This is a genomic window from Aequorivita xiaoshiensis (assembly GCF_022008395.1).
GTDB lineage: Bacteria > Bacteroidota > Bacteroidia > Flavobacteriales > Flavobacteriaceae > Aequorivita > Aequorivita xiaoshiensis.
The window spans coordinates 1-24,248 of record NZ_JAIRBB010000005.1; the positions used below are offsets into that span (position 1 = coordinate 1).

The window sequence follows — 24,248 nt, forward strand, 5'->3', positions numbered from 1 at the left end:
GATTCACAAACCGTTATTGGAAGTAACTTTGGATTTGATGCTTGGAGTGTTGTACTTGATATAGCTGATGTTGATCTGCCTGGACAAAATGGTGCAGATACTACTTATTGGATAGGTTTATCCCTTGAGCCAACAGACGGAAGTAATACTTTTTGGGAAAATTCTACTGCTGGAGTTATTGGATATGGAGAAGCTTATGACGATGGTCTAGGTGGAGGATTTGTAATTGACTCAACATTAGAAGGTGTATATAGTTTTGAGGGTACTTGTGAGCCAATTGGTGGCGGTGGTGGACCAGGTCCATTAACTACCGTATATGGTATTAATAATGGAAACCTAGAATTAATAGGTTTTGGAGTAGCGACGCCTCAGAATACTGAAGTTTTTGGGTCATCTCCAGTAACAGTTAATTTTGAAAATGCGGGTGCAATTGATCCTGCAAATCCAACAACAGGATACGTGCTAGACAACGGAGGTGATTTCTACTCTTTCGATGTTGTTACAGGTATTTATACTGCGCTAGGTAATATTCCTGGTGACTGGGTTGGAATGGAATTCGACCAAACTACTGGAATCCTCTATGCGCTTAACGGCAACAGCCTTTATACGATAGACCCCGTAGCAGTTACCGCTACATTGGTTGGAGCTATGAGTATGCCAGCTACAGACTTTCCAATTGCACTTGCAATTGACGGTAATGGAGTAGGGTACACTTATGATCTAGTTACTGATACTTTCCACTCAGTAGACCTTGCAACTGCTGCATCAACACCGATTGGTAATATTGGGTTTGTTGCGAATTTTGGACAAGGTATGGCATGGGACCCTACAACCGATACGGTTTATATGGCTGCTTTTAATGGTGATACTTTTCAAGCAGAATGGCGTTCAGTCGATTTAAGTACAGGTATGACTACTTTAATTGGTCCTATCGTAACTACTGCAGCTACTACTCAAGTTGCTTGGGCATCTGTAGGAGAGACTTTAGACCCACCTACTTGTCCGGAACCAACATTCCTTACAGTAACTAACATTACTCCAACGTCTGTAGATTTATCTTGGACTGGCGAACCAAATGCTAGTAATGGTTATATCTGGTCCATTTTTGATGCCGGGGCAAATCCAACTACAGATACACCAGTGGTTACAGGGACTACTCCTTCAGGAACAACTTCTGCAACTGCTACAGGTCTAACAAGTGGAATGAATTATGACTTCTATGTTGTTGCAGACTGTGGAACCGTAGATGGCTTGAGTACTCATGCAGGACCTGTTACATTTGCAACTCCTCCAGCTTGTGGTGATAAATTTTACGATGATGGAGGTCCAAATGGAGATTATAGCAACTCTGCAAATATTACAACTACAATAGTTCCTGATGTTTCTGGAGATGTTGTTACTGTAACTTTCTTATCGTTTGAAACGGAAGCTAATTGGGATGCATTATATGTTTATGATGGACCTGATGCAACTGCTCCTATTATTTCTAGTGGAAATCCTGGTACAACCGGTGGATTCCCTCCAGGAGGGTATTGGGGTAGTACTATTCCAGGACCATTCACATCTACACATCCAAGTGGAGCGCTTACCTTCGTATTTATGAGTGATGGGTCATTTGCGTATTCAGGCTGGGAAGCTGATATTACATGTGCACCAGTTCCACCACCAAACGATGAAATTGCTAATTCTATAGATGTAGACGAAATAGGATTCCCTTATACAGATCCTCAGGTTAATATGCCTGCGGCTACAACAGAGAATGGTAATCCTAATGGATGTGATCTTACAGGAGCAAACGGAGTATGGTATAACTTTGTGCCAACTGGAGATGGAACTGCAACTGCAACCATCGTAACTCCAGGAGGAGCTAGCTCAGTAACTTTCTATACTGCACCTAACGAGAATGCAGTAGAAACTGATCTTACATTGGTAGACCAAAATACTAACCAATGTGCTCCAGGTACCTCTGCATCTATTAATACTGTAGCAGGACAAGCATACTATGTTTTTGTATTAAATAATGGTGCTGAAACTGATATAGTTATTGATGGAACCAACTTAGGTATTGCTGACAATACTATTGAAGGATTCTCTTTCTATCCGAATCCAACTACCACAATATTGAATATGAACAGCGTAGACAACATTGAGTCTGTTGCTCTTTTCAATATGTTAGGACAAAGAGTGATTGATGCCCAAATTAATGCTACGACATCACAATTAGATGTTTCAAGCCTTAGTACTGGTACATACATTATGCGAGTAACAGCTAATGGACAAACTGGATCTTACAGGGTTATTAAAAATTAAGTTTTAATAGTTTAATTTTATTTAAAGACCACCTGCGAAAGCGGGTGGTTTTTTTTATTTGAGTAACTTTGCCACATGTTGTTAAAATACTCATTTGTTATACCTGTATTCAACCGCCCTCAGGAGGTTAGAGAACTATTGAATAGTTTTGTTGAACTTGATTATTCAGAAGATTTTGAAATTGTAATAGTAGAAGATGGATCTACAATAACATCGGAAGAGGTGGTTGATGAGTTTTCAAATAAGCTTCATATTTCATACTACTTTAAAGAAAACTCTGGCCCTGGAGAATCTCGAAATTATGGTATGCGAAGGGCCAAAGGAAATTATTTTATAATACTAGATTCCGATTGTTTATTACCGACGCATTACCTTACCGCCGTTGATGAATTCTTAAAAAATTCATTTTACCATTGCTTCGGAGGGGCCGATGCAGCGCACCAAAGTTTTACACCACTGCAAAAAGCTATAAATTACGTCATGACATCCTTTGTTACTACGGGAGGAATAAGAGGTAGTGAAGTAAGTGTTAATTCTTTTGAACCTAGGAGTTTTAATATGGGAATTTCAAAGGAGGTTTTTGAGAAAACAGGAGGGTACGGTAAAATTCATCCAGGTGAAGATCCTGATCTATCACAACGTATTTTAAAAGCTGGCTACAAAACTGTTTTTCTTCCTAATGCATATGTGTTTCACAAAAGAAGAATTTCTTGGAAAAAATTTCATATTCAGGTTAAGAAATTCGGAATGGTAAGACCAATACTGAGCAAATGGCATCCTTCATCAGCAAAAATCACCTTTTGGTTTCCAACTTTATTTGTGTTATTTACTTTAGCTTCAATCTTGGGAGCACTATTTTTATCTCCTTATCTTGGCGTACCATTGGTAGGTTATCTTGTATTAATTTTGGTTGATTCATCTATTAAGAATAAAAGTGTTTATATTGGTATTTTATCTGTAATAGCAGTCTTTATTCAGTTTTTTGGGTATGGTTTAGCTTTTTTAAAGTCGAGTATTTTTATTGGACTTCTCAATAAAGATCCACAAGAGCAATTTCCATCTTTATTTTTTGAGTAACTTTATAAATTAATAATCACTTAAATATGTTCAAGGGAATTTTTAGAAACCTTAATAAAAAAAAAGTTAAGCGTTTTTTACTTTTTTTAACCCTAGCAACTATATTTTGGGTTTTTACAAAATTTAGCAGAGAGTTTACAGCTTCACTAAATACCAAAATTGAATATTTAAATATTCCTGAGACTACAGCTTTATCAGAAAATACAGTTCGGGATGTTGATTTTGATCTTACAGCAAATGGATTCGAAATATTATATTACAAAGTTAAGAAGCCTTCAATAGAAATAAATATCGAAGATTACCTAGACAACAAAAAGTTTAATTTCGAAATACCTAACAAGAACCTCGTAGGGCTTATAGGATTAAAATTTGGAAGTAGCAGAGCTATCAAAAACCTCTCCATTGAAGACTTAAAAGTGCAACTAGATCCAATTGTGCTCAAAAGCGTTCCAATTAAAGCTTTAAAGTCTATCTCGTATAAAAATGGATTTAAGGCCGTTGATTCATTAAAATTTACGCCCGATTCGGTATTAATATCTGGTCCCAAAAAGCTTATAAACGATATAAAATATGTTGAGACAGAGCATATTAAAATTAAAAATGTAGATAGGAATATTTCACGAAAAATAGCTATAAGTAAACCATCAAAAGACGTTATTGCTGTTAAGCCTCAAGAGGTTACTGCAAATCTTAAAGTAGCAGAGTTTTCCCAAGGAGAATTTACATTACCGGTTGAAATTGTAAATCTTCCGCCTAATATTGAAATTAAATTAGTGCCATCTACAATCACACTAAAATTTGACGTTTCTGTAGAGGAGTTTGCCGATCTTAAAAAAGAGAATTTTAGGGTTGTTTGCGACTATTCAAAAATGAATAAAGAAGGAAAGTTTATGATTCCATTTTTAGAATCTAAACCTGAAAATATTTACAACATAGTTTTCGAACCTAAAAAAATTGATCTTTTAATCGTAAAATAAAACAATAGCACAAATGAAAATAGTTGGACTTACTGGAGGTATTGGCAGTGGAAAAACAACTGTTATAAAAATGTTTGCTGCTTTAGGTGTTCCTGTATATATCGCTGATATTGAAGCGAAAAAACTAATGAATTCTTCCCCTATTATCCGTGAAAAACTAATAAAATTACTCGGGAATGAAGCCTATCAAAACGATAAACTAAATCGAAAATTCGTTGCGGATAAGATTTTCAACAATAAAAACTTGTTAGAAGGTGTAAATGCTATAATTCATCCTGAAGTTGGCTTACACTTCGATAAATGGCGAGAACAACAAACAAGTGATTACGTAATTAAAGAAGCCGCTATTCTTTTCGAAAACGGAAGTTATAAAAATTGTGATGTAGTAATATTAGTCACCGCTCCAGAAGAAGTAAGAATTGCTCGTGTTATGAAGCGCGATGGTGTTACAAAAAGCCAAGTAGAAGCACGAATTAAAAATCAATGGCCTGATTCTAAAAAGAGAGAATTAGCAGATATTGTTATCGAAAACATTGATTTAGAAGACACTCAGAATCTAGTAAACGATATTCACATCTACCTTAGTTAAACCCACGTTAAATCTCGCCTTGTCTTTTGTTAACATTTGGTTAAATGAACAAAGCGCTAAATGTTAAAATCTTATTTTTGGGGCTATGAACAAAAAGCTATTTGTTTTACTCATAGCTCTTATGAGCCTTTCATTATTAGGGATAGTTTTTGTACAGGGCTATTGGATTTCCAATGCATATAGTACTAAGGCTGATCAATTTACAATTACCGCAAAGCAAGTGCTTTTGTCGGTAGCTAAAGAAATTAAACTAAAAGAAACTGAAGCTTATTACAAGCTTTATATGCCTTATATAGATAGTATTCAAGTGCCAGATAATGTGAGTTTTACTGAGTTGGCTTATAAGATTCAGAATAAAGCAACCAATGAAACATACATTTTTACCGATGGTATTTTAGAGCAAGATTTTAAGCTTTCATCTGGACTGTTAAATTTAGATTCTGATACTATTCAATTTAGAAAGCTAACAAATCGGAAAACGCAAACTAAATTATCATCTGGAATGGATGGGAATACAGTTTCGGAAACAAGGGTCGAATCTTTTTCTAGATTAAAGGATTATGAACAAAAACAATTCGAGAATTTTGTAAGTACGATTAATACACTTACTCCAATTTATAAAAGAATAAGTGTTTCTGAAATAAAGGATTTATTAAATAAAGAATTGAATGAACGAGGACTAAATACCAAGTTCGAATTTGCTGTTTACAGTAATGAATTAGAAACCAAAGTAAGAACTAAAAACTTTAAGTATAATGAAGAAAGCACTTACATGGTTCCGCTCTTTGAAAATAGCAATCAAGCTAGTTACGAGTTATATGTAAACTTTTCAGGTAAGGAAAAACTTGTTTGGAATAGTATTTTAGGAATGGCAATCCTTTCCTTGGTCTTTACTGCGGTTATTATTCTTGCTTATTCTAGTGCGATTTCTCAAATTTATAAACAACGACAAATCTCTCAAATTAAGACAGATTTTATAAATAACATGACTCACGAGTTTAAAACTCCAATTGCAACAATTAACCTTGCATTAGATTCACTAAGGAACCCGAAAGTAAAGGATAATAAAGAGTTTTTAGAGCGTTACCTAGGGATGATAAGAGAAGAGAATAAACGGATGCACGCGCAAGTTGAAAATGTTCTTCGAATTTCAAAATTAGATAAGAACGAGTTGGATCTACCAAAAGAACGTGTTAACCTACAAGAAGTAGTAGAGGATGCAATTAGCCACGTAAGTTTAATTGTTGAAGATCGAGGAGGTTATATAAAAACACATTATGGAGCACTTAAATCTGCGGTGTTAGCTAACGAATCGCATTTAACAAACGTTATTGTTAACTTGTTAGACAACGCAGTAAAATACTCTGACGACGAACCTAAAATTGATATTTACTCGGAAAACGTAAAAAACAGTGTGATTCTCAAAATCCGTGATCAAGGTACTGGGATGTCGAAAGCAGTACAAAAAAGAATCTTTGAAAAATTTTACAGAGAACATACTGGCGATATTCATAACGTAAAAGGACATGGCCTAGGTCTAGCTTACGTAAAACGAATTTTGGATGATCACGATGCCGAAATTTATGTTGAAAGTGAAAAAGGAAAAGGCAGCACATTTATAATAAAATTACACTTAATATCTTAGAATTATGGAAACAGAAAACAAAAAGATCCTTCTAGTGGAAGATGATCCAAATTTTGGAACAGTATTAAAGGACTATTTGGCAATGAACGATTATAACGTTACTCACGCCAAAAACGGGATGGAAGGTTTCGAAAAATTTAAAAAAGACGATTTTGATCTCTGCATACTTGACGTAATGATGCCGTATAAAGACGGATTTACATTAGCGAAAGAAATTCGTGAAAAAAACGAAGATGTGCCAATTATATTCTTAACAGCGAAAGCTATGAAGGAGGATGTGCTTAAAGGATATAAAGTGGGGGCAGACGACTACCTAAACAAGCCATTTGATAGTGAAGTGCTTTTAATGAAAATAAAAGCGATTATTCAAAGAAAAGCTACAGATAGTATTGCAGACAGTAAACAGTTTGAATTCGAGATTGGTAATTTCCACCTCAATTCAAAGTTGCGTTTCTTAACTTATAAAGAGGAGTCTCCAATTAAATTATCTCCAAAGGAAAACGAATTGTTAAGGCTTTTGGCTTTACATAAAAACGATTTAATGCCTCGTGAATTGGCACTTACTAAAATCTGGAGAGATGATAATTATTTCACATCGAGAAGTATGGATGTATATATTGCAAAACTGCGTAAGTATATCGGGAAAGATGAAGATGTTGAAATCATTAATATTCATGGGGAAGGTTTCCGTTTAGTTGTAAAAAGCGAAGTGGATAACTAGTATTTTAGAATAAGATGTGTGTAAAAAAACGCCTTTATAAGGCGTTTTTTTCATTTATAAAATTGATGATTTTAATAGCGTCTGTTTTATAATCAAACCAGTGGATATTTTTGTTTTTTTTAAACCATGTGTTTTGTCTCTTTGCAAATCGGCGTGTGTTTTTCTTTATTTCTGAAATAGCTTCTTCTTTAGAAATATTATTATCAAAATATTCAAAAAGCTCTCGATATCCTACCGTTTGAAGCGCATTCCTTTCCTTGTGATTATACAGTTGTTGGGCCTCTTCTATGAGACCTTCAGAAATCATATTATCAACACGAAGGTTTATACGGTCGTAAACTATTTCTCTTTCGGCTTCTAGGCCAATAAATATCGTGTCGAAATTTCTTTTAATAGAATCCTTCTTTAAAAAGGAAGAATATGGTTTTCCCGTAGCTATATAAATTTCTAAAGCGCGTATTAATCTATGTGGGTTGTTAATATCTACTTTTTTATAATAAGATGGATCTACTTCTTTAAGTTCGCTTTGAAGGTATTGAATACCTTTTTCACCGAGTTCAGCATTTAGTTTTTCTCTCACTACTAATGGCACTTCAGGAAAATGATCCAAACCATTTACTACGGCATCTACATATAACCCAGAGCCACCAACCAGTATAGCAATATTCTTACAGTTGAAATACTGGTCTAAAAAAGCTACTGCTTCTCTTTCAAAATCACCTACAGAGTAATCTTCAAAAATGCTTTTATTTTGAATAAAGTGATGCGTAGCAGCTGCCAATTCTTCTTGCGAGGGAACTGCTGTTCCAATGTTCATTTCTTTAAAAAACTGTCGAGAATCGGCCGAAATTATTTCAGCAGAAAAAGCTTGCGCTAGTTTTATTGCCATTGCTGTTTTTCCGATAGCTGTAGGTCCAACTATACAAATAAGCAAGGGATTATTATGTGTTTTCAATTTGACTTGGTTCTTCATTTAAGTTATGCCCGCATTTATGGCAAAATTCTGCGTCGTCTCTATGCTTTTGTTCGAGGCAATTTCTACAAGATAATGTATTTACATGAACGTAATCGTCTGGAATTTTTCTTACATACTGAGCACTTACAATACCAGTGGGTACTGCTATAACGCCGTAACCAAGTATCATAATTAAAGTTGCTAAAAGTCTTCCAGCTGGAGTTACTGGAGCAATATCCCCAAAGCCTACGGTAGTTAGCGTTACAATACACCAATAAATACTCACGGGAATATTTTCAAAACCACTCGCTTCTCCTTCAATTAGGTACATTAAAGTTCCAGCAATAATTGCAACAATTAACACTGCGAAAATGAAAATAAATATTTTAGGTCTACTTTCTATGAGCGCCTTCTTAAGTTTATTCCCTTCTCCGATATAACGGGTAATTTTCAAAATTCTAAATACACGAAGTAAACGTAAGGCTCTAACGGTTAACAAATAATTACTACCTACTAAAATGAAAGAAAGATATAGTGGAATTGTAGATAAAAAATCTATTATCCCATAAAAGCTAAATATATAGTGCTTAGGTTTTTTTACTGAAATTATTCGAGCTATGTATTCTATTGTAAAAAAGATAGTTATTGTCCACTCAATTATATAAAATAAATTGTGGTACTTTAAGTCTATAGATTTAACACTCTCTAGCATTACAATCAATACGCTTAGCAGAATGAGAATGAGTAGCACTATATCGAATAGCTTACCCATGGGTGTATCTGCCTCATAGATAATTTCGTGTAGCCTGTAACGCCAGGATTTTTTATTTGATGGTTTCATATAACTATCTGAACTATAAAAATAAGCAATGATTACTTATTAATCGAGTTAGTTGAAAGATTCACTGTTTTTAATACTTTTTTACTTCTTAAATAACTCTGTATTATATGTTGTGCATCTCGGTTGTTTTGCATCGGGTTAATAATCGTTTTTAGTATTTCAGGGTTATTAATTTGATGGTTTAAGTTATAAAATCCATAACCTTTATACTTTCCATCCTCAATTAAAACAACAGCACGCTCTTCTACATCTCGTCCGCGATCGATTATCAACATATTTTGGTTTTCAAAACTTTTCTTTTCTAGAAATGCTTTAACACGCACATTGTATTCTTCTGCCGGCTCTTTATTTATACAAGCTCCATAACACTCCTTGATAGTGTAGTTGAAGCACTGATTTTTAGAATCATAAAGACCATTTAGTTTTTGACAAAGGTTATACTCTTCAGTAATTTTAAAAAGTTCCGATTTTGCCTGTTGAAAATTGCTAAACGTAAGTATAGCTTTTTTACGACCATCAGCTTTTTCAATACTTAAATTTATATAACCGTTTTTATCTACAAATGAAGTAAGCTGATGTGTATAGGAAGATCTGCGAAGGGCACGATTAAACATAGGTTTAATTTGTTTAATTTCTTCAGATTCCTTTAAAAGCGCTATTAGTTCACTTCCTGTTTTTTCAAAGTTAACCGATTTAACTTGCTTTTGAATTTTTTTCGACTTTCGATTTTCGCTAGTAAAATGTTGGCTAAGTCTTTTCTTGATATTTTTGCTCTTTCCTATATAAATAACATCACCCGCTTCATTTAGCATATAGTAAACACCGACTTCAGAAGGGATGTTTTCTATAAGATTGAGTAATTTAGAATTTAATTTTTTCTTTGGGTCTTTCCGAACTGTTTCGCTAATAATTTGCTTTGAAGTGTCTTTAGCTAACAACATTTTGAAAAGTGAAACTGTTGCTTTTGCATCCCCTTGAGCGCGATGGCGATCGGTAAGTGGAATTCCTAATGCACGTACTAATTTCCCTAAACTATAGGAAGGCATATCTGGAATTAACTTTTTTGCCAATTCAACAGTACAAAGCGTTTGTTTTTCGAAAGGATAACCTAAACGATCAAATTCAGTGGTTAATATTCTATTATCGAAAAGTGCGTTGTGTGCTACTAAAATACAATCGTCTGTTATTTCTATGATACGTTTGGCTACTTCATAAAATTTCGGTGCTTGGCGTAACATCTCATTGTTAATTCCTGTAAGGTTAACCACAAAAGGCTGAATGGGTCTTTCCGGATTAATTAAGCTCGAAAACTGATCAACTATTTTATGACCGTCAAACCTATAGATTGCAATCTCTGTAATGCCTTCTTCATTATATTTTCCTCCTGTCGTTTCTATATCTAAAATTGCGTACATCTACTTTACTTACTATTCAATAATTTAATTTTGTACTAATAGTTTCTTTCGCCAAATATAGCACTGCCTACACGCACCATATTGCTGCCATTCTCGATTGCAATCTCGTAATCACCACTCATTCCCATACTCAAGATTTTCAATTCTGAATTTTCAATTTTGAATTGGTCAAAGGCTTTTTTTAGTCTCTGAAACTCTTGTGAAATTTGCTTTTCATCGTCTGTAAATGTTGCCATTCCCATCAAACCAACAATTTTCACATTTTTAAAACTTTGTAATTCCTCAGAGTGGAGTAGCGCAGCTGCATCGGATATATCCATTCCAAACTTACTGTCTTCTTCTGCAATTTTTATTTGAAGCAAACACTCAATAACTCTTTCATTTCTTTTGGCTTGCTTGTTTATTTCCTTTAAAAGCCTTAGACTATCAACTGCATGAATTAGGCTTACAAATGGAGCTATATACTTTACTTTATTGCGTTGCAGATGTCCAATCATATGCCATTGGATGTCTTTTGGCATTTCTTGCCATTTAGACTCCATTTCTTGAACCTTATTTTCGCCAAAATCTTTATGACCTGAATTGTAGGCTTGCATCAAATCTGATACAGGTTTAGTTTTGGAAACCGCAATTAAAGTTACTTCGTTAGGCAACTTACTCTTTAAATTCTTTAATTTTTCTGAAATCATTTTTCTCTTTCTTCTTTAACTTTCCCTCTTTATTTCATTTGTAATTAGAATTCATAAACCGTAACTCCGCTTCGGAGTTTTGGTTCAATATAAGTGCTTTTTGGGGGCATTTTAAAGCCTTCATCTGCTATTTTCCGCATTTCCTCTGTGGTAACAGGTAACACACCAAACCCTACAGCAAATTCCCCTGAATCTACAACCGTTTTAACGTAAGCTAAATCTTTTTTACCGTGTGAATATTCAATGCGTTTGTCTTTTCGTAAATCTTCAATCCCTAAAACAGGATTTAAAATTGTAACATATAAAATATGAGTATCTAAAGCATCAAGAGCATTTGTAATTTTATATTTGCTTTTACGAAGGTGAAGGGAATAAAACTCTCCATCTAAATACATGCTAAAATGATTCACTTGAGATGGTTTATAGTATTCCATCCCTCGGTTTTCGATTCTAAAATACTCATCCAGTTTTATTAAAAATTCTTGTTTTGTCAATCCATTTAAGTCTTTAACCAACCTATTGAATTCATATATTTTTAAATCGCTTTCAGGAATGAGGTAACTCATAAAAAAATTATATGGCTCCTCTCCAGTGTGATGCGGATTTTCTTCTTTTAAATCTTTCGCTAAAAGATAAGAAGATGCCGAACGGTGATGTCCGTCTGCTATATACAAGGATGGAATTTTTTTAAAGATATCCTGAATTTTTTTCAAAAGCTCCTCATCATCTACATTCCATAGGTAATGCGTGTCTCGGTATGTTGTTGTAAACTCATACTCGGGTCTGTTTTGCATCACCAACTTTTTAATGTCTGTTAACTCCTGATTATTTGGATAGGTAAGGAGTACAGCTTCAGCATTAAATCCTACAGTTTTTAAATATTCTTTAAAAGCTACTTCTCGGTATTCAAGAGTGTCTTCGTGCTTCTTAATTATGTTGTTTTCATAATCTTGAACACTAGTTGCACCCACAAAACCATTGAAAACTAAGCCGTCACGATTCACAATTTTATAAATATAAAAGGAAGGCTTTTCGTCCTGCATAAAGATACCATCTTCTTTAAATTCTAAATAGCGATTTTTCACCAAGCCATAACGCTCTTCACCAGAAATCTCCTTGTGATATCGAAAACCTGGGTTTACAATATGTAAAAACGAAAATGGATTATCTCGTAATCGCGACTCTACCTGCAAAGCTGTATAGCTTTCATACGAGCGTGCGGCGAGTAAACTCACTTTGTCCCGTGTTGGGCGAACAGCTTTGAAGGGAATAATTCTGGCCATTTATTAAAATTCTATGAATGATTGTAATTAGCAGATCGCTTTAATGCTATTTTGAAAACATGGCAGCAACAACTTCTGCTTTTCTATTTTCGCTATAGTCGTAAAATCCTTCTCCGCTTTTAGCTCCTAGCTTTCCAGCCATAACCATATTTACCAATAATGGACAAGGTGCGTATTTAGGGTTTTTAAAGCCGTCGTACATTACGTTTAAGATTGAAAGGCAAACGTCAAGACCAATAAAATCGGCCAGAGCTAAAGGCCCCATTGGGTGCGCCATTCCTAGCATCATAACTGTATCTATCTCCTTAACACCTGCTACACCATTATAAAGCGTTTCGATGGCTTCATTAATCATTGGCATTAAAATACGGTTTGCTACAAAACCTGGATAATCGTTAACTTCAACAGGAACTTTGTTTAACTTTTTAGAAAGGTCTTCAATAACCTTGTAGGTTTCTTGGCTAGTGCTGTATCCTTTAATGATTTCAACCAACTTCATTATCGGCACTGGATTCATAAAGTGCATACCAATCACTTTTTCAGGTCTTTTAGTTACTGCAGCAATCTGAGTAATTGAAATAGAAGATGTGTTACTTGCTAGTATAGTATTCTCGTCGCAGAAATTCTCTAAATCGCGGAAAATCTTAAGCTTTAAATCTACATTTTCTGTAGCAGCCTCTACAACTAAGTCTGTTGTTTTAACACCTTTTTCTAAATCAGTAAAAGTTGTAATGTTGTTAAGCGTACGTGATTTGTCCTCTTCTGAAATTTTTTCTTTTGCAACCATTCTATCTAGGTTCTTAGTGATAGTTGCTATTCCTCTGTCTAGAGATTCTTGTGAAATATCAATTAGGTTTACTTTGTAATCGAATTGTGCGAAGGTGTGGGCAATACCATTACCCATTGTTCCAGCACCTATTACTGCTATATTTTTCATTTTAAAATCTTGAATTTATAATTCGTGTATCAACTTATGTTCTTTATACTTTTTTGAAATTCTCTATAATCAACATTGCTACGCGCAATGCTTCAGTACCTTGTTTTAATGATACTTCAGGTGTTCTATCTGCTTTAATAGCATCGTAAAAACTCTCAAGTTCATCTAAAATAGCATTGTTTTCTTCAACCTGAGGGTTTTCAAAATAAATCTGCTTTTTTACGCCTTCTGCATTAGTCAATATCATTGCGTAATCATCAGGTTTTGTAGCTGCTTCTTTCATTTTTACCACTTCACATTTCTTCTCTAAGAAATCTACAGAAATATATGCATCACGCTGAAAGAATCGCGCTTTCCGCATTTTTTTAAGTGAAATTCTACTGGCTGTTAAATTTGCTACACAACCGTTCTCAAACTCAATTCTGGCGTTTGCAATATCTGGTGTTTCGCTAATTACTGAAACTCCACTCGCACTTACCGATTTAACAGGACTTTTTACTACACTTAAAATAGCGTCTATGTCGTGAATCATTAAGTCTAAAACTACAGAAACGTCTGTTCCGCGAGGGTTAAATTCCGACAGTCTGTGCGATTCAATAAACATCGGGTTGTGGATGTTGTCTTTTATAGCTTGAAAAGCAGGGTTAAAACGTTCAACTTGTCCAACCTGACCGCGAACTTTCATCTCTTTAGCTAAATCACGAATTTCCTCTGCTTGCGCAACGGTTTCTGTGATAGGTTTTTCAATAAAAAGATGTTTTTTAGCATTAAGAACTTTTTTAGCACATTCAAAATGTGTGCTTGTAGGTGTTACTACCACAATCATTTCACTAGCATCTATAAGGCTTTCCATAGTTAGGAAACTTTTATAGCCGAACTCAGATTCTATTTTTTCCGAAGCTTGTTTATCTGCATCGTAAAAACCAACAAGTTCGTATTTTGATGATTGTTGCAGTAGTTTTAAGTGTATTTTTCCTAAGTGTCCAGCACCTAGAACTCCAGCTTTTAACATTGACGTGTGTTTTTCACAAATGTAAGGGTTTTCAAGGGAAAGTTTAAAAGTTGAAGAGGTTAAAAGTTACGTTGTTTAAGTGTTTTAAAATTTTGAACTTTAGGAGCCAAGACTATGATTTTGTATGTTGATAAGTTTAATTGTAAGTTCAGCCAATGAAAATCATTAAGTTGGAATGTTTTAGTGGTTGTGATGAGGATTTGGTTTTTGAATATTGAAATTTATTTTGGAATTTGGTCCTCGCAAATTAAGGCTTATAAAGCTTATTTGGTTATTTTGTAACGAAATTGTTTATCCCGAATTCTTCGGAACTAAAATTTAATAATGTGAAAGATACCTTTACTCATCAAGGAATGCGGAAGAGGCTTGTTGAAACTCTTAAAAAGAAAGGAATTGTAAATAATAATGTTTTGCAGGCTATAAGTAAGATTCCAAGACATCTCTTTATGGATTCTAGTTTTGTAGATCACGCCTATACCGATAAAGCTTTTCCCATTGCAGCAGATCAAACTATTTCTCAACCCTATACTGTAGCTAGACAAACAGAACTTTTAGAAGTTGAAAAGGGAGATAAAGTTCTTGAAATTGGAACTGGAAGCGGATATCAATCTGCCGTGCTTTTAGAATTAGGAGTGACTCTTTTTACCATTGAAAGGCAAAACGAGCTTTTTAAAAAAACTAAATTGTTCCTTCCGAAATTAGGTTATAAACCAAAGCGAATGATTTTTGGTGATGGGTATATTGGGTTAGAAGAGGAGGCTCCTTATGACGGAATTATAGTTACTGCAGGTGCACCTTTTGTGCCAAATCCTTTATTAGCTCAGTTGAAAATTGGAGGGAAATTAGTGATTCCTGTTGGTGACAATGTTCAGATAATGACGGTGTTTACTCGTAAATCTGAGGCCGAATTTGTGAAAGAAGAGCACGGAGAATTCCGATTCGTACCTCTCCTAGAAGACAAAAACTAACGGTTTAAGTAAAACACTTCATTGTTTTGGTTGTCAGTATCTTTTAAAGTGTGGCTTGGAATAAATCCAAAGCGTTTTAAGAGGTTTTTTGATGGAATATTTCTGTAATCGGTGTAAGCAACAATGGTTTCAAAATCTCTTTGAGTGAAGCCATAATTTAAAACTGCTTTTAGGGCTTCGCTCATAAATCCTTTGCCTTGAAATTTAGGATCTAGGTCGTAACCAACCTCTGCAGTTTTTTTATCTTCTGAAAAATTCCAAAGACAAATTGAGCCAATTAATTCTGTTGAACCTTGTAAAACTATCCCCCAAGCTATTGACTGATTTTTCTTTAATTGGCTGTTAATATTTTTAATATGTGCCACCGCCATTTCAAAAGTTTGCGGCTCCGATCTTTTTATAAATTTTGTGATTTCCTTATCTGAACGGAAATAGTGAATTCTATCTACATCCGAAAGATTTATCTCACGTAGATGCAAACGTTCGGTGTTTAGGATAGGGAAGGGGGTGGCCATAAGTGCTAATCTAAATGATGATATCTTTTTGAAACGGATTTACACTCAAAGTGAATGTATGTAATCAGTGCTTTTTTAAAAACTCAATCAATTCCTCAAATGAATCATTTGCGGCTTCTTGGTTATATTTTAATAAATAGTGCTTTTTAGTTATAAATGGAATAATCCTGTAATACTTACCTTTCTTAAGACTTTCAACATCATATCCATGGTATGCTTCGTCATAAACTTGAATTTTTACATTCTCAGCAATCATGTTCTCAAGAATGTCGTTAACTTTTACAATTTTATCTCTTCCTCCTGTCATAATGAGAACTGGAACCTTTGGTTTTAACTTCAATTCATATCCATTTGCAGGATAAAACATTGCAATTGATTTAATATTTAGTTCCTCTAGTTGAACTTGGTCGTTGGCTAAAGGAATTAGCCCTAAACCAGCGCGCGACCAACCTACAATGCTTCCTTTAGATTTTGGATCGATTCTTTCGCTCTCCTTAGCCCATTTTAGGGCTTGTTTTAGCGTCCAAATTATTTGAGAGGGCTCTTCTTCATCAACATTTCTATGGGAGGCTTTATAGGCTGCAACGTTATCGACCAATAAAACAGAAATACCTTCTGCATTCAGCTTTTTAGCCACGTTAAAATAATGCAAAGTATCTTTAAAAATCCTCAAACCTCCAGTTCCAGGTAGGAAAACAGCCCATTTGGAAGCATCGTAATTATCAGCTTTTTGAAAATGAAAAAAATCGATCATTTTCGCATCTTTTGGTACTTTCTGCATTGGGATACAGCTTGTAAAAAGCGAAAATATGAGCAGGAGTTTAAATGTAATTTTCATCTTTTATTTTTAAAGAAATGATTTTCGCTATTGTCAATTTCATCACAATGAAATATAATAACAAAAAAAATAATACGCTAATAATGAATTAGATAGGTTGAATACTTATAGTCTTAAAAGGTCTATAAACTTTAAACCAAATATAAAAGCGCCTTCACTACCACCGTTGTAATAGGAGCGAACATAATCTACGCGTAGGAGCCTAAATTTTCCAAAACCGAGATTGTCAATACCGATTGAAACTTCAGAATAAGGCTTTCTTTCTTCAGTACTTAAAAAATGTGCTCCTGCCACTAAGTTGAGGTTTAGCTGATTTATTCCTGGAATTTTACCTAAAATCCATCCGCGGAAGTCGTGTTCTAAATGCCCCTCAAAATAACTTTTATTGGTGCTAAATTCGTAATATGGCATTAGGTTGAAAACATTAGTGTAGTTTGGTGAAGTGCCCACTCTTGTTTGGTTTCCGTTGAAATGTTTGTAATCTATAAATGAAATTCCTTCACCGTTTGCAATGGTGCCCCCTTTTAAATTGTAATAAAACTGGCCTTTGTTTCCTAAAGAGATTGATTGATTTAAACTTGCTTCCAAGTGGGTATAATCGTAGTAGCTTTCGGTAATAGCGGTTCCATTTTCTACTGAAATATTAAGTTCAGGAAATTTATTATCACCAATATTAAATTTCATATCAGGATTTGAAAAATACTTTTGAGCGAAATTAATTCGAGCTCGTAACTTACTCTTTACAATATTGTGTTCTGCAATTGCAGTATTAGTGAAGTCGTTTGGAAATAGCGGATTATTACTTGTGTAACTTACATCCTTATTCGGAATTGTAACATAGTTGGTATTATTAAAAAGCGGTTTACGGTTTTCATAAGCAACAGATGCATATAAGTGCAATCCGTTAATAACTTCCTGACTATAGGTTAGACGTCCGTAATTAAGCTCGTAAAGCTTCATGTAATTTCTTTCAAAGAAAAGGGTGGCGATTGTATTTATTAGTGGAGATATGGGTTCCTCATCGTTAAACTGAGCAACCTTGCTTCCTCCTGAAAGTGAAAAACGCAACTTGTTCTTCCAATTGAAGTTTCTAAGAATGCCAGCTGTAAATCGAAGTCGGTCTTCGGCAATTCCATAATCTGCTCTAACGGCTGCCGATAGTGTGTTTGTTTGGTTATCGTCGTACCATTTAAAAAAGGTTAGCCCAGCTTTGCTGTTCCAACCTTGTATAGTGTTGAAGTTTATTCCTCTTAATGGCCCTTCGTATCCCACCGACCACTTGTTGTATGAGTTTTTATAAGTATAGCCGGTTAATAGGCTCATTACTCCAGGTTTATTTGATTTAGCATCTATAGAATCTAAATATTGTTTCGAGCTTCTCAATACTTGAAGACTGTCTTTCTTAATGTAATCTTTAAGTTCTTCATTGGTTAATGGCACTGGACGAATTCCTTTCCAAAATAGACTATCTTTTTTATTGGCTTCTGGTTTAAAGGAAAGTACTTCGTTGGTAAATGTCTTTTTAGTGAATTCAGGCTCAAAATTGTAATTACTATATACAGCAATAAAACGGCCATCTCCTTTCATTCCTAATAGGCCAAATCCAAAATCAATGGTTTGGGAAAGCTTAACCCAGAAATCATAATCGGTGTCGTATTTATAATTCTGTTTAATTAGTAAATCACTTACAAAAGGTATCTGAATTGCACTTCCTGTAGTAGAAAGTTCTACGCCGTAAAGTTGCCAGTCATCCTCAACTATATAAAGATATCCATACCAAACTCGGTCTTTAGGTCGTTTAGGTGTAACTTTAATTTTATTGATAAGCTTGACACCTTCATAAAAAACTCCATCGAGTTTATAATTGTAGTAGTTTAAGGCGTTATTTGCAATTGGCGAAACGAGAGCAGCATTAAGTTCTACCGTATTTTCATAGAACGAAATGTTTGCACTTTGCGCACTGTTGAAGCTAAATCCGTTATCGTTACCGCTTACTTTACTTGCAATAATTGTTTCAGTGAATTTATCAGGTTTTTGATAGGCTATTTCCGAAATAGTTTCCGATAGGTAAACTATTCCTGTACGTGTACTGTCTAGCGCCCCATCAAAATCACCAACTTCTTGTCCCAAAATTTTCTCTGGAACATCTTCCACGTGCCACAGTCCTCTCGAATAAAAGTCTGCAGTGTACTCGCTTAGTTTTTCTAAGTTTTCTTTACGCTGTTCAATTGTCTTGCGAATAATGCGATAGGCTGGATCTTCTGAAGTGTTTACAATTACTTCATCTAAACTTGTTGTTTCTTCTTCAAGTGAAATGTTTAAAATATATGGAAAAGAGGTGGCCGTAATATTTTTGGTTAACGTTTTATAACCTAAAAACTGAAATGAAACTTTGTATTCTTTTTTATCAGATACATTTAAAGAGTAGTTACCATCGTCATTTGTTGTGGTTCCTATATAGCTATTTTGAAGATAAATATTTACATAGGGTAGTGGTGCACCATGAGTATCGGTTACTTTTCCTACTATCTGAGCAGAAATAGTTTTTGAAATTAAGAGAAAAACTAGAAGAAGTAATTTTATTTTCATCAGTATTTTGGAAGATTAGTTATTGCAAAATACTAATAAAAAAGTTTACATCTTGCTAAAGTATTGTTATCGGAAATGTAATCAAAACTTCTTTTAGTAAGAAGAATACGAAGATGCTAAAATTGTGAAAGCAACTAATTATTAAAGGATTTCTTAATTCTGCTAAGTTGTTTTTTGGTATCCCTCTCTTTTATGGTTTCCCTTTTATCGTATAGTTTTTTACCGCGAGCAAGAGCGATATCCATTTTAGCTAACCCTTTGTTATTAGTGAAAAGTACTAAGGGTATAATAGTTAATCCAGAATTTTTAACTTCTTTTCCAAGCTTCTTTAATTCACTTCGATTGAGAAGAAGCTTTCGTTCACTTTTAGGGCTGTGGTTGTAATGTGTAGCGTGGCTATACTCTTGAATAGTCATATTTATGACAAAGAGTTCACCATTACTATTGAATTCACAAAAGCTTTCAGCAATCGAGGCCTTACCTTCCCGGATGGCTTTTATTTCGGTTCCGCGTAAAACAATGCCTGCAGTAAAAGTATCGAGAATCTCATACTCAAACCTAGCTTTACGATTTTTAATTTTTACGTTTTTCTGAATTGCCATAGATGCAAAAATAGAAGGAATAAAGAAGAATTTCTAAATATTATTATAAAATCCGAAAAGAAGATATTATTCCACTTTTAAAGTTTCTACGTTTCGGTTGTTTCCATCGAGAGTTACCTTGAAAAGTGTTGCATTATCGCCATTATCCATCTCTATAAATTTTTGTTCTCCTATAAGCTTGTTTACCAGCATAGGGGTGGTATTGCTGTGACCTGAAATGAGAACTGTTTTTCCATGGGTTTCTTTTAGAAAGTCTACAGAGTATAAGGTGTTTGGATTGTAAATTTTGGGAGAAATTGCTTTTTGCTGTGCAATGAAAGAAACTGTTTGCTTGGTTCTAATATATTTAGTTATGTAAATCTCATCTATTTTGATGGTCTCGAAATATTTTGCCCAATTTTTTGCACGCACCATTCCATCTATGTTAAGACTAGGGTCCTCATTTTCAGGATCTGTTCTGTCTTTTTCGGCGTGACGAATTAAATAATATGTTGCTTTATATAATGGGGTTTCTACTTCACTAGTTTCTTCTGAAGACTGTTTTTCGTTATTTTTTTCTTTTTTTTGACCGCAAAATGTAAAAAGCGGCATAAAAATCATTAAAAATAGAAATTGCTTCATAGTGTTGAGTTTTAAATAACATCAATTAAGACTTGTTAGTAAAGTTATAACTTATTTCAAAGAATCTTTAGGGTTTCATTAATATAAATGTTTACATAAGATCTGTAATTTTATGATATCAAACAAAGAATATTTAATTAACCTAAAATCTAAAAGCTATGAATGAAGATCAATTTAAAGGAAAATGGAATCAAGTAAAGGGTAAGTTTAAGCAAGAATTTGCAGATGTTACCGATGATGATTTAATGTATACAGAAGGAAAGTCTGATGAACTACTTGGTCGCCTTCAGGAAAAAACTGGAAAAACCAAAGAACAGTTAAAAGATATGATCGATAAGTGGTAGTTTATTCTAAACTATAGTTACTGCTTTATTTGAAGCCAAACCCATCAAAATTCTTATAGTAGAATTTCGATGGGTTTTTCTGTTGATTAACATTAATTAGTTGCTCTATTTTCACTAATACCTTTTTATAATAACTTCGCTACAACTTTACAGTAAAGGCCTTATTTACTTTGAAGTTGGTAGTGGGTTTTAGAAAGAAACCTTAACTGAGATTTGTTTAAAGCAGATTTATTTTAAGCATGTAAATGTGATATTGCATATTGGAACAATAATATTGTAAATTTTAAGGAAGTATGTAATAAATATTACCGCATTAACGACCTATTATGAAATGGAAGTAACATTAGCCCCACAAAATCGTAGCGCAATTTTTGGCGTTTATACCCATCAAGTTCGAACTGTTTTGTCTAGAAATATTTTTCCTAAATTGAAGTAGTTGTCTGAGTTGTGAAACGGAGCGTTAGGTGGAGAATAAAAAAAGAGATAGAACTCAAAATCATATTTGTACAGAAGAAAGATTAGCGACTATTTCAAAAATTTATCGAATTTTAATGGTTTGACAAGAGCAGGAATGATAACTGAAGCGGAATACAAATTATGTATAAATCTTTATCCTAAATAAAAAAATCCCTCAAACCTAAGTTTGAGGGATTTTATAGGATAGAAAAACTGAGTTATTCTACTAAGTTCTCTTGATTTCTAAACACAAGATTATCATTAAAACTATCTAAAAGTATAATACTTTCGGTAGTTATCTTACCCGCAAGAATTTCTTTCGATAACTCGTTTAGCACTTCTCGTTGTACAACTCTTTTAACTGGTCTTGCTCCGAATTGCGGATCAAACCCTTTCTCAGCTAAATAACCTATAGCTTCAGGTGTAGCATCTAAAACAATATTTTGTTTCAGCAACATTTTAGACACGCCTTTCAATTGAAGCTCCACGATTTTGCGAATATCTGTTTTAGAAAGCGGAGTGAACATTATAATATCGTCAATTCGGTTTAAGAACTCGGGACGAACTGATTGTTTTAATAATGCTAATACTTCAGTTTTGGCACCTTCCATTGCTGTTTCTGGGTCCTTAACAGCCTCAAAACGCTCTTGAATTATCTGACTCCCCATATTGCTAGTCATAATAATAATAGTGTTTTTAAAATCTGCTAATCGTCCTTTGTTGTCTGTCAACCTACCTTCGTCCAAAACCTGTAATAAAATATTAAATGTATCGGGGTGTGCTTTTTCAATTTCGTCGAGCAACACCACGCTATAAGGTTTACGACGTACAGCTTCGGTTAATTGTCCACCTTCGTCATATCCCACATATCCTGGAGGTGCACCAACTAAACGGCTCACACTGTGTCTTTCCTGATACTCACTCATATCAATTCGCGTCATAGCACTTTCATCATCGAATAGATATTCAGCTAAGGCCTTAGCTAGTTCGGTTTTACCTACACCAGTTGTACCTAAAAATAAGAAACTACCAATTGGTTTTTTTTCGTCCTGCAATCCTGCGCGACTTCTTCTAATGGCGTCACTTACTGCAACTATTGCTTCGTGTTGACCTACTACTCGTTTGTGAAGCTCATCTTCTAAAACCAAAAGTTTTTCACGTTCACTTTGAAGCATTTTGGTAACTGGAACTCCAGTCCATTTTGCAACAACTTCAGCTATATCTTCTCGTGTAACTTCTTCTTTAATTAAAGATGTGCTTTCGTCATTTTCCGCCAATTGCGTTTCAAGTTTGGTAAGCTTTTCTTGGGCTTCTTTAATTTTTCCGTAACGAAGCTCTGCTACTTTTCCAAAATCGCCATCTCGTTCAGCGCGTTCAGCTTCCAATTTATACTCTTCTATTTCCTTTTTCAGATTCTGAACATTATCTACAACTTCTTTCTCACTTTGCCATTTTGCATTAAGTTCATTTCGTTCTTCTTTTAAATTGGCTAAATCTGAATGTAGAGCCTTCAATTTAACTTCGTCGTTTTCACGTTTTATCGCTTCAATTTCAATCTCAAGTTGCATTATCTTTCTGTCTAAAACATCTAATTCTTCAGGCTTAGAGTTGATTTCCATTCTAAGCTTACTAGCTGCTTCGTCCATTAAGTCAATGGCTTTATCTGGAAGAAATCGGTTTGTAATATATCTTTCCGAAAGTTCAACGGCTGCAATAATTGCTTCGTCTTTAATACGAACCTTATGGTGTGTTTCGTACTTTTCTTTAATTCCACGTAATATTGAAATTGCACTTTCAGTATCTGGTTCATCTACAACAACTCTTTGGAATCGACGCTCTAAGGCTTTGTCTTTTTCAAAATATTTTTGGTATTCATCCAAGGTTGTTGCTCCTATAGCTCGTAATTCACCACGGGCTAATGCTGGTTTTAAGATGTTTGCGGCATCCATTGCACCTTGTCCGCCTCCAGCACCGACGAGGGTATGTATCTCGTCGATAAAAAGAACAATGTCTCCTTCGCTTGAAGTTACTTCCTTAATAACAGCTTTTAATCGCTCTTCGAATTCTCCTTTATATTTGGCTCCGGCGATTAACGCACCCATATCTAGTGAATAAATTTCTTTAGTCTTTAAATTTTCAGGAACATCCCCGTCCACTATTCTGTGAGCAAGACCCTCTGCAATTGCAGTTTTACCAGTTCCTGGTTCTCCAACAAGCATTGGGTTGTTTTTGGTTCTTCTAGAAAGAATTTGTAAAATTCTTCTAATTTCTTCATCACGACCAATTACTGGATCCATCTTGCCATCACGAGCTAGTTGGTTGAGGTTTTTGGCGTATTTGCTTAATGAATTATAGGTCTCCTCAGCACTTTGTGAAGTTACTTTTTCTCCACCGCGTAACTCCTGAATAGCAGCTTTCATCCCTTTTTCGGTTACTCCTTGGTCTTTCAGACTTTGGGCAATGGCACTTTTAGAATTTAAAATTGCCAAAAGAAGATGTTCAATAGAAACAAATTCATCGCCCATTTTTTTAGCAATATTGCTCGCTTCAAGTACAGCTGTATTGGCTTCTCGTGAAAGCATAATATCACCACCAGAAACTTTAGGGAAGCTTTCTAGTTGCTTTTCTAAAATCTGTTTAAGGGTAACAAGATTTACATTTAATTTTTTTAAAATAAAAGGTGTGGCATTTTCATCCACCTCAAATATAGCTTTGAGTATGTGTTCATTTTCAATTTGCTGATGGCCAAATCCCTGCGCAATCTGCTGTGCTTTTTGGATGGCCTCCTGGCTTTTTATGGTAAAATTGTTAAAGTTCATATATAATATTCTTTTGTTGCTTTTTATTTATTTCTTTCGGCTTTG

21 protein-coding genes are annotated in these 24,248 nt (G+C 34.5%); 8 read left to right on the forward strand and 13 right to left on the reverse strand.

The genetic code is table 11. The features are described 5' to 3' along the window. The 6 genes from K8344_RS07465 to K8344_RS07490 form a co-directional block, all read left to right on the forward strand. The coding region (locus tag K8344_RS07465; RefSeq protein ID WP_237608113.1) for a T9SS type A sorting domain-containing protein at positions 1–2,310 on the forward strand (2,310 nt) is incomplete at its 5' end. Between the two features lie 75 nt (positions 2,311–2,385). Continuing rightward, the gene (locus tag K8344_RS07470) at positions 2,386–3,387 is read left to right on the forward strand and encodes a glycosyltransferase family 2 protein (protein WP_237608114.1); all 1,002 of its coding nucleotides are present in this window, start codon (positions 2,386–2,388) and stop codon (positions 3,385–3,387) included. 26 nt (positions 3,388–3,413) lie between these two features. After that, complete coding sequence (locus tag K8344_RS07475; protein WP_237608115.1) at positions 3,414–4,364, forward strand: CdaR family protein; 951 nt, start codon at positions 3,414–3,416, stop codon at positions 4,362–4,364. A gap of 13 nt (positions 4,365–4,377) precedes the next feature. Continuing rightward, positions 4,378–4,953 carry a dephospho-CoA kinase gene (coaE, locus tag K8344_RS07480; protein WP_237608116.1) on the forward strand — a complete coding sequence of 192 codons (576 nt, stop codon included), beginning with the start codon at positions 4,378–4,380 and terminating at the stop codon, positions 4,951–4,953. A 121-nt stretch (positions 4,954–5,074) separates the two neighbouring features. Further along, positions 5,075–6,598 carry a sensor histidine kinase gene (locus K8344_RS07485; protein WP_237608117.1) on the forward strand — a complete coding sequence of 508 codons (1,524 nt, stop codon included), beginning with the start codon at positions 5,075–5,077 and terminating at the stop codon, positions 6,596–6,598. A 4-nt stretch (positions 6,599–6,602) separates the two neighbouring features. Continuing rightward, positions 6,603–7,319 carry a response regulator transcription factor gene (locus K8344_RS07490; protein ID WP_139855135.1) on the forward strand — a complete coding sequence of 239 codons (717 nt, stop codon included), beginning with the start codon at positions 6,603–6,605 and terminating at the stop codon, positions 7,317–7,319. A 34-nt stretch (positions 7,320–7,353) separates the two neighbouring features. Here the strand turns inward: K8344_RS07490 and miaA are convergent, their stop codons facing one another. Genes miaA through K8344_RS07525 form a run of 7 tightly spaced genes read right to left on the reverse strand, consistent with a single transcriptional unit; the run spans position 7,354 to position 14,451 of the window. After that, positions 7,354–8,274: a tRNA (adenosine(37)-N6)-dimethylallyltransferase MiaA gene (gene miaA, locus K8344_RS07495; protein WP_237608118.1), complete on the reverse strand. Its 921-nt coding sequence runs from the start codon at positions 8,272–8,274 to the stop codon at positions 7,354–7,356. Further along, a complete protein-coding gene (locus K8344_RS07500; RefSeq protein WP_237608119.1) occupies positions 8,261–9,115 on the reverse strand; it encodes an ion transporter in 855 nt (284 codons plus the stop codon). The genes miaA and K8344_RS07500 overlap by 14 nt, the downstream gene beginning before the upstream one ends. Before the next feature lie 32 nt (positions 9,116–9,147). Next, on the reverse strand, positions 9,148–10,530 hold the full coding sequence (locus K8344_RS07505) for an exonuclease domain-containing protein (protein WP_237608120.1): 1,383 nt from the start codon (positions 10,528–10,530) through the stop codon (positions 9,148–9,150). Between the two features lie 35 nt (positions 10,531–10,565). Next, positions 10,566–11,219 carry a YggS family pyridoxal phosphate-dependent enzyme gene (locus K8344_RS07510; RefSeq protein ID WP_237608121.1) on the reverse strand — a complete coding sequence of 218 codons (654 nt, stop codon included), beginning with the start codon at positions 11,217–11,219 and terminating at the stop codon, positions 10,566–10,568. 44 nt (positions 11,220–11,263) lie between these two features. Continuing rightward, positions 11,264–12,502 (reverse strand): DUF1015 domain-containing protein, encoded by a 1,239-nt coding sequence (locus K8344_RS07515; RefSeq protein ID WP_237608122.1) that lies wholly within the window; start codon positions 12,500–12,502, stop codon positions 11,264–11,266. 46 nt (positions 12,503–12,548) lie between these two features. Then, positions 12,549–13,439 carry a 3-hydroxybutyryl-CoA dehydrogenase gene (locus tag K8344_RS07520; RefSeq protein ID WP_237608123.1) on the reverse strand — a complete coding sequence of 297 codons (891 nt, stop codon included), beginning with the start codon at positions 13,437–13,439 and terminating at the stop codon, positions 12,549–12,551. A 43-nt stretch (positions 13,440–13,482) separates the two neighbouring features. Further along, positions 13,483–14,451, reverse strand: coding sequence for a Gfo/Idh/MocA family protein (locus K8344_RS07525; protein WP_237608124.1), 969 nt, complete (start codon positions 14,449–14,451; stop codon positions 13,483–13,485). Positions 14,452–14,777: 326 nt separating this feature from the next. Here K8344_RS07525 and K8344_RS07530 point away from each other — a divergent pair, with 326 nt between their 5' ends. Further along, a complete protein-coding gene (locus K8344_RS07530; protein ID WP_237608125.1) occupies positions 14,778–15,419 on the forward strand; it encodes a protein-L-isoaspartate(D-aspartate) O-methyltransferase in 642 nt (213 codons plus the stop codon). On the opposite strand, the gene K8344_RS07535 is transcribed toward K8344_RS07530, so the two are convergent. The 5 genes from K8344_RS07535 to K8344_RS07555 all read right to left on the reverse strand — a co-directional run bounded on the left by K8344_RS07535 (position 15,416) and on the right by K8344_RS07555 (position 20,584). Continuing rightward, on the reverse strand, positions 15,416–15,934 hold the full coding sequence (locus K8344_RS07535) for a GNAT family N-acetyltransferase (protein WP_237608126.1): 519 nt from the start codon (positions 15,932–15,934) through the stop codon (positions 15,416–15,418). The two genes, K8344_RS07530 and K8344_RS07535, sit on opposite strands and share 4 nt — an antisense overlap. A gap of 64 nt (positions 15,935–15,998) precedes the next feature. Next, positions 15,999–16,772 carry a dienelactone hydrolase family protein gene (locus tag K8344_RS07540; RefSeq protein WP_237608127.1) on the reverse strand — a complete coding sequence of 258 codons (774 nt, stop codon included), beginning with the start codon at positions 16,770–16,772 and terminating at the stop codon, positions 15,999–16,001. Positions 16,773–16,877: 105 nt separating this feature from the next. Beyond that, positions 16,878–19,361: a DUF5686 and carboxypeptidase regulatory-like domain-containing protein gene (locus tag K8344_RS07545; RefSeq protein WP_237608128.1), complete on the reverse strand. Its 2,484-nt coding sequence runs from the start codon at positions 19,359–19,361 to the stop codon at positions 16,878–16,880. A gap of 134 nt (positions 19,362–19,495) precedes the next feature. Next, positions 19,496–19,963 (reverse strand): SsrA-binding protein SmpB, encoded by a 468-nt coding sequence (smpB, locus tag K8344_RS07550; RefSeq protein WP_237608129.1) that lies wholly within the window; start codon positions 19,961–19,963, stop codon positions 19,496–19,498. Between the two features lie 66 nt (positions 19,964–20,029). Next, a complete protein-coding gene (locus tag K8344_RS07555) occupies positions 20,030–20,584 on the reverse strand; it encodes a SixA phosphatase family protein (RefSeq protein WP_237608130.1) in 555 nt (184 codons plus the stop codon). A gap of 158 nt (positions 20,585–20,742) precedes the next feature. Here K8344_RS07555 and K8344_RS07560 point away from each other — a divergent pair, with 158 nt between their 5' ends. Then, the gene (locus K8344_RS07560; RefSeq protein WP_237608131.1) at positions 20,743–20,928 is read left to right on the forward strand and encodes a CsbD family protein; all 186 of its coding nucleotides are present in this window, start codon (positions 20,743–20,745) and stop codon (positions 20,926–20,928) included. 674 nt (positions 20,929–21,602) lie between these two features. On the opposite strand, the gene clpB is transcribed toward K8344_RS07560, so the two are convergent. Then, positions 21,603–24,203, reverse strand: a complete 2,601-nt coding sequence (gene clpB / locus K8344_RS07565) for an ATP-dependent chaperone ClpB (protein WP_237608132.1) — start codon at positions 24,201–24,203, stop codon at positions 21,603–21,605. Positions 24,204–24,248 lie beyond the last annotated feature (45 nt).

Coding starts and splice junctions, on each gene's coding strand:
- K8344_RS07470 (WP_237608114.1), top strand. CDS start 2,386: ATGTTGTTAAAATACTCATTTGTTATACCTGTATTCAACCGCCCTCAG.
- K8344_RS07560 (WP_237608131.1), top strand. CDS start 20,743: ATGAATGAAGATCAATTTAAAGGAAAATGGAATCAAGTAAAGGGTAAG.
- K8344_RS07515 (WP_237608122.1), bottom strand. CDS start 12,502: ATGGCCAGAATTATTCCCTTCAAAGCTGTTCGCCCAACACGGGACAAA.
- K8344_RS07545 (WP_237608128.1), bottom strand. CDS start 19,361: ATGAAAATAAAATTACTTCTTCTAGTTTTTCTCTTAATTTCAAAAACT.
- K8344_RS07510 (WP_237608121.1), bottom strand. CDS start 11,219: ATGATTTCAGAAAAATTAAAGAATTTAAAGAGTAAGTTGCCTAACGAA.
- K8344_RS07520 (WP_237608123.1), bottom strand. CDS start 13,439: ATGAAAAATATAGCAGTAATAGGTGCTGGAACAATGGGTAATGGTATT.
- K8344_RS07490 (WP_139855135.1), top strand. CDS start 6,603: ATGGAAACAGAAAACAAAAAGATCCTTCTAGTGGAAGATGATCCAAAT.
- coaE (WP_237608116.1), top strand. CDS start 4,378: ATGAAAATAGTTGGACTTACTGGAGGTATTGGCAGTGGAAAAACAACT.
- K8344_RS07475 (WP_237608115.1), top strand. CDS start 3,414: ATGTTCAAGGGAATTTTTAGAAACCTTAATAAAAAAAAAGTTAAGCGT.
- K8344_RS07555 (WP_237608130.1), bottom strand. CDS start 20,584: ATGAAGCAATTTCTATTTTTAATGATTTTTATGCCGCTTTTTACATTT.
- K8344_RS07525 (WP_237608124.1), bottom strand. CDS start 14,451: ATGTTAAAAGCTGGAGTTCTAGGTGCTGGACACTTAGGAAAAATACAC.
- K8344_RS07505 (WP_237608120.1), bottom strand. CDS start 10,530: ATGTACGCAATTTTAGATATAGAAACGACAGGAGGAAAATATAATGAA.
- K8344_RS07535 (WP_237608126.1), bottom strand. CDS start 15,934: ATGGCCACCCCCTTCCCTATCCTAAACACCGAACGTTTGCATCTACGT.
- K8344_RS07500 (WP_237608119.1), bottom strand. CDS start 9,115: ATGAAACCATCAAATAAAAAATCCTGGCGTTACAGGCTACACGAAATT.
- K8344_RS07485 (WP_237608117.1), top strand. CDS start 5,075: ATGAGCCTTTCATTATTAGGGATAGTTTTTGTACAGGGCTATTGGATT.
- smpB (WP_237608129.1), bottom strand. CDS start 19,963: ATGGCAATTCAGAAAAACGTAAAAATTAAAAATCGTAAAGCTAGGTTT.
- clpB (WP_237608132.1), bottom strand. CDS start 24,203: ATGAACTTTAACAATTTTACCATAAAAAGCCAGGAGGCCATCCAAAAA.
- K8344_RS07540 (WP_237608127.1), bottom strand. CDS start 16,772: ATGAAAATTACATTTAAACTCCTGCTCATATTTTCGCTTTTTACAAGC.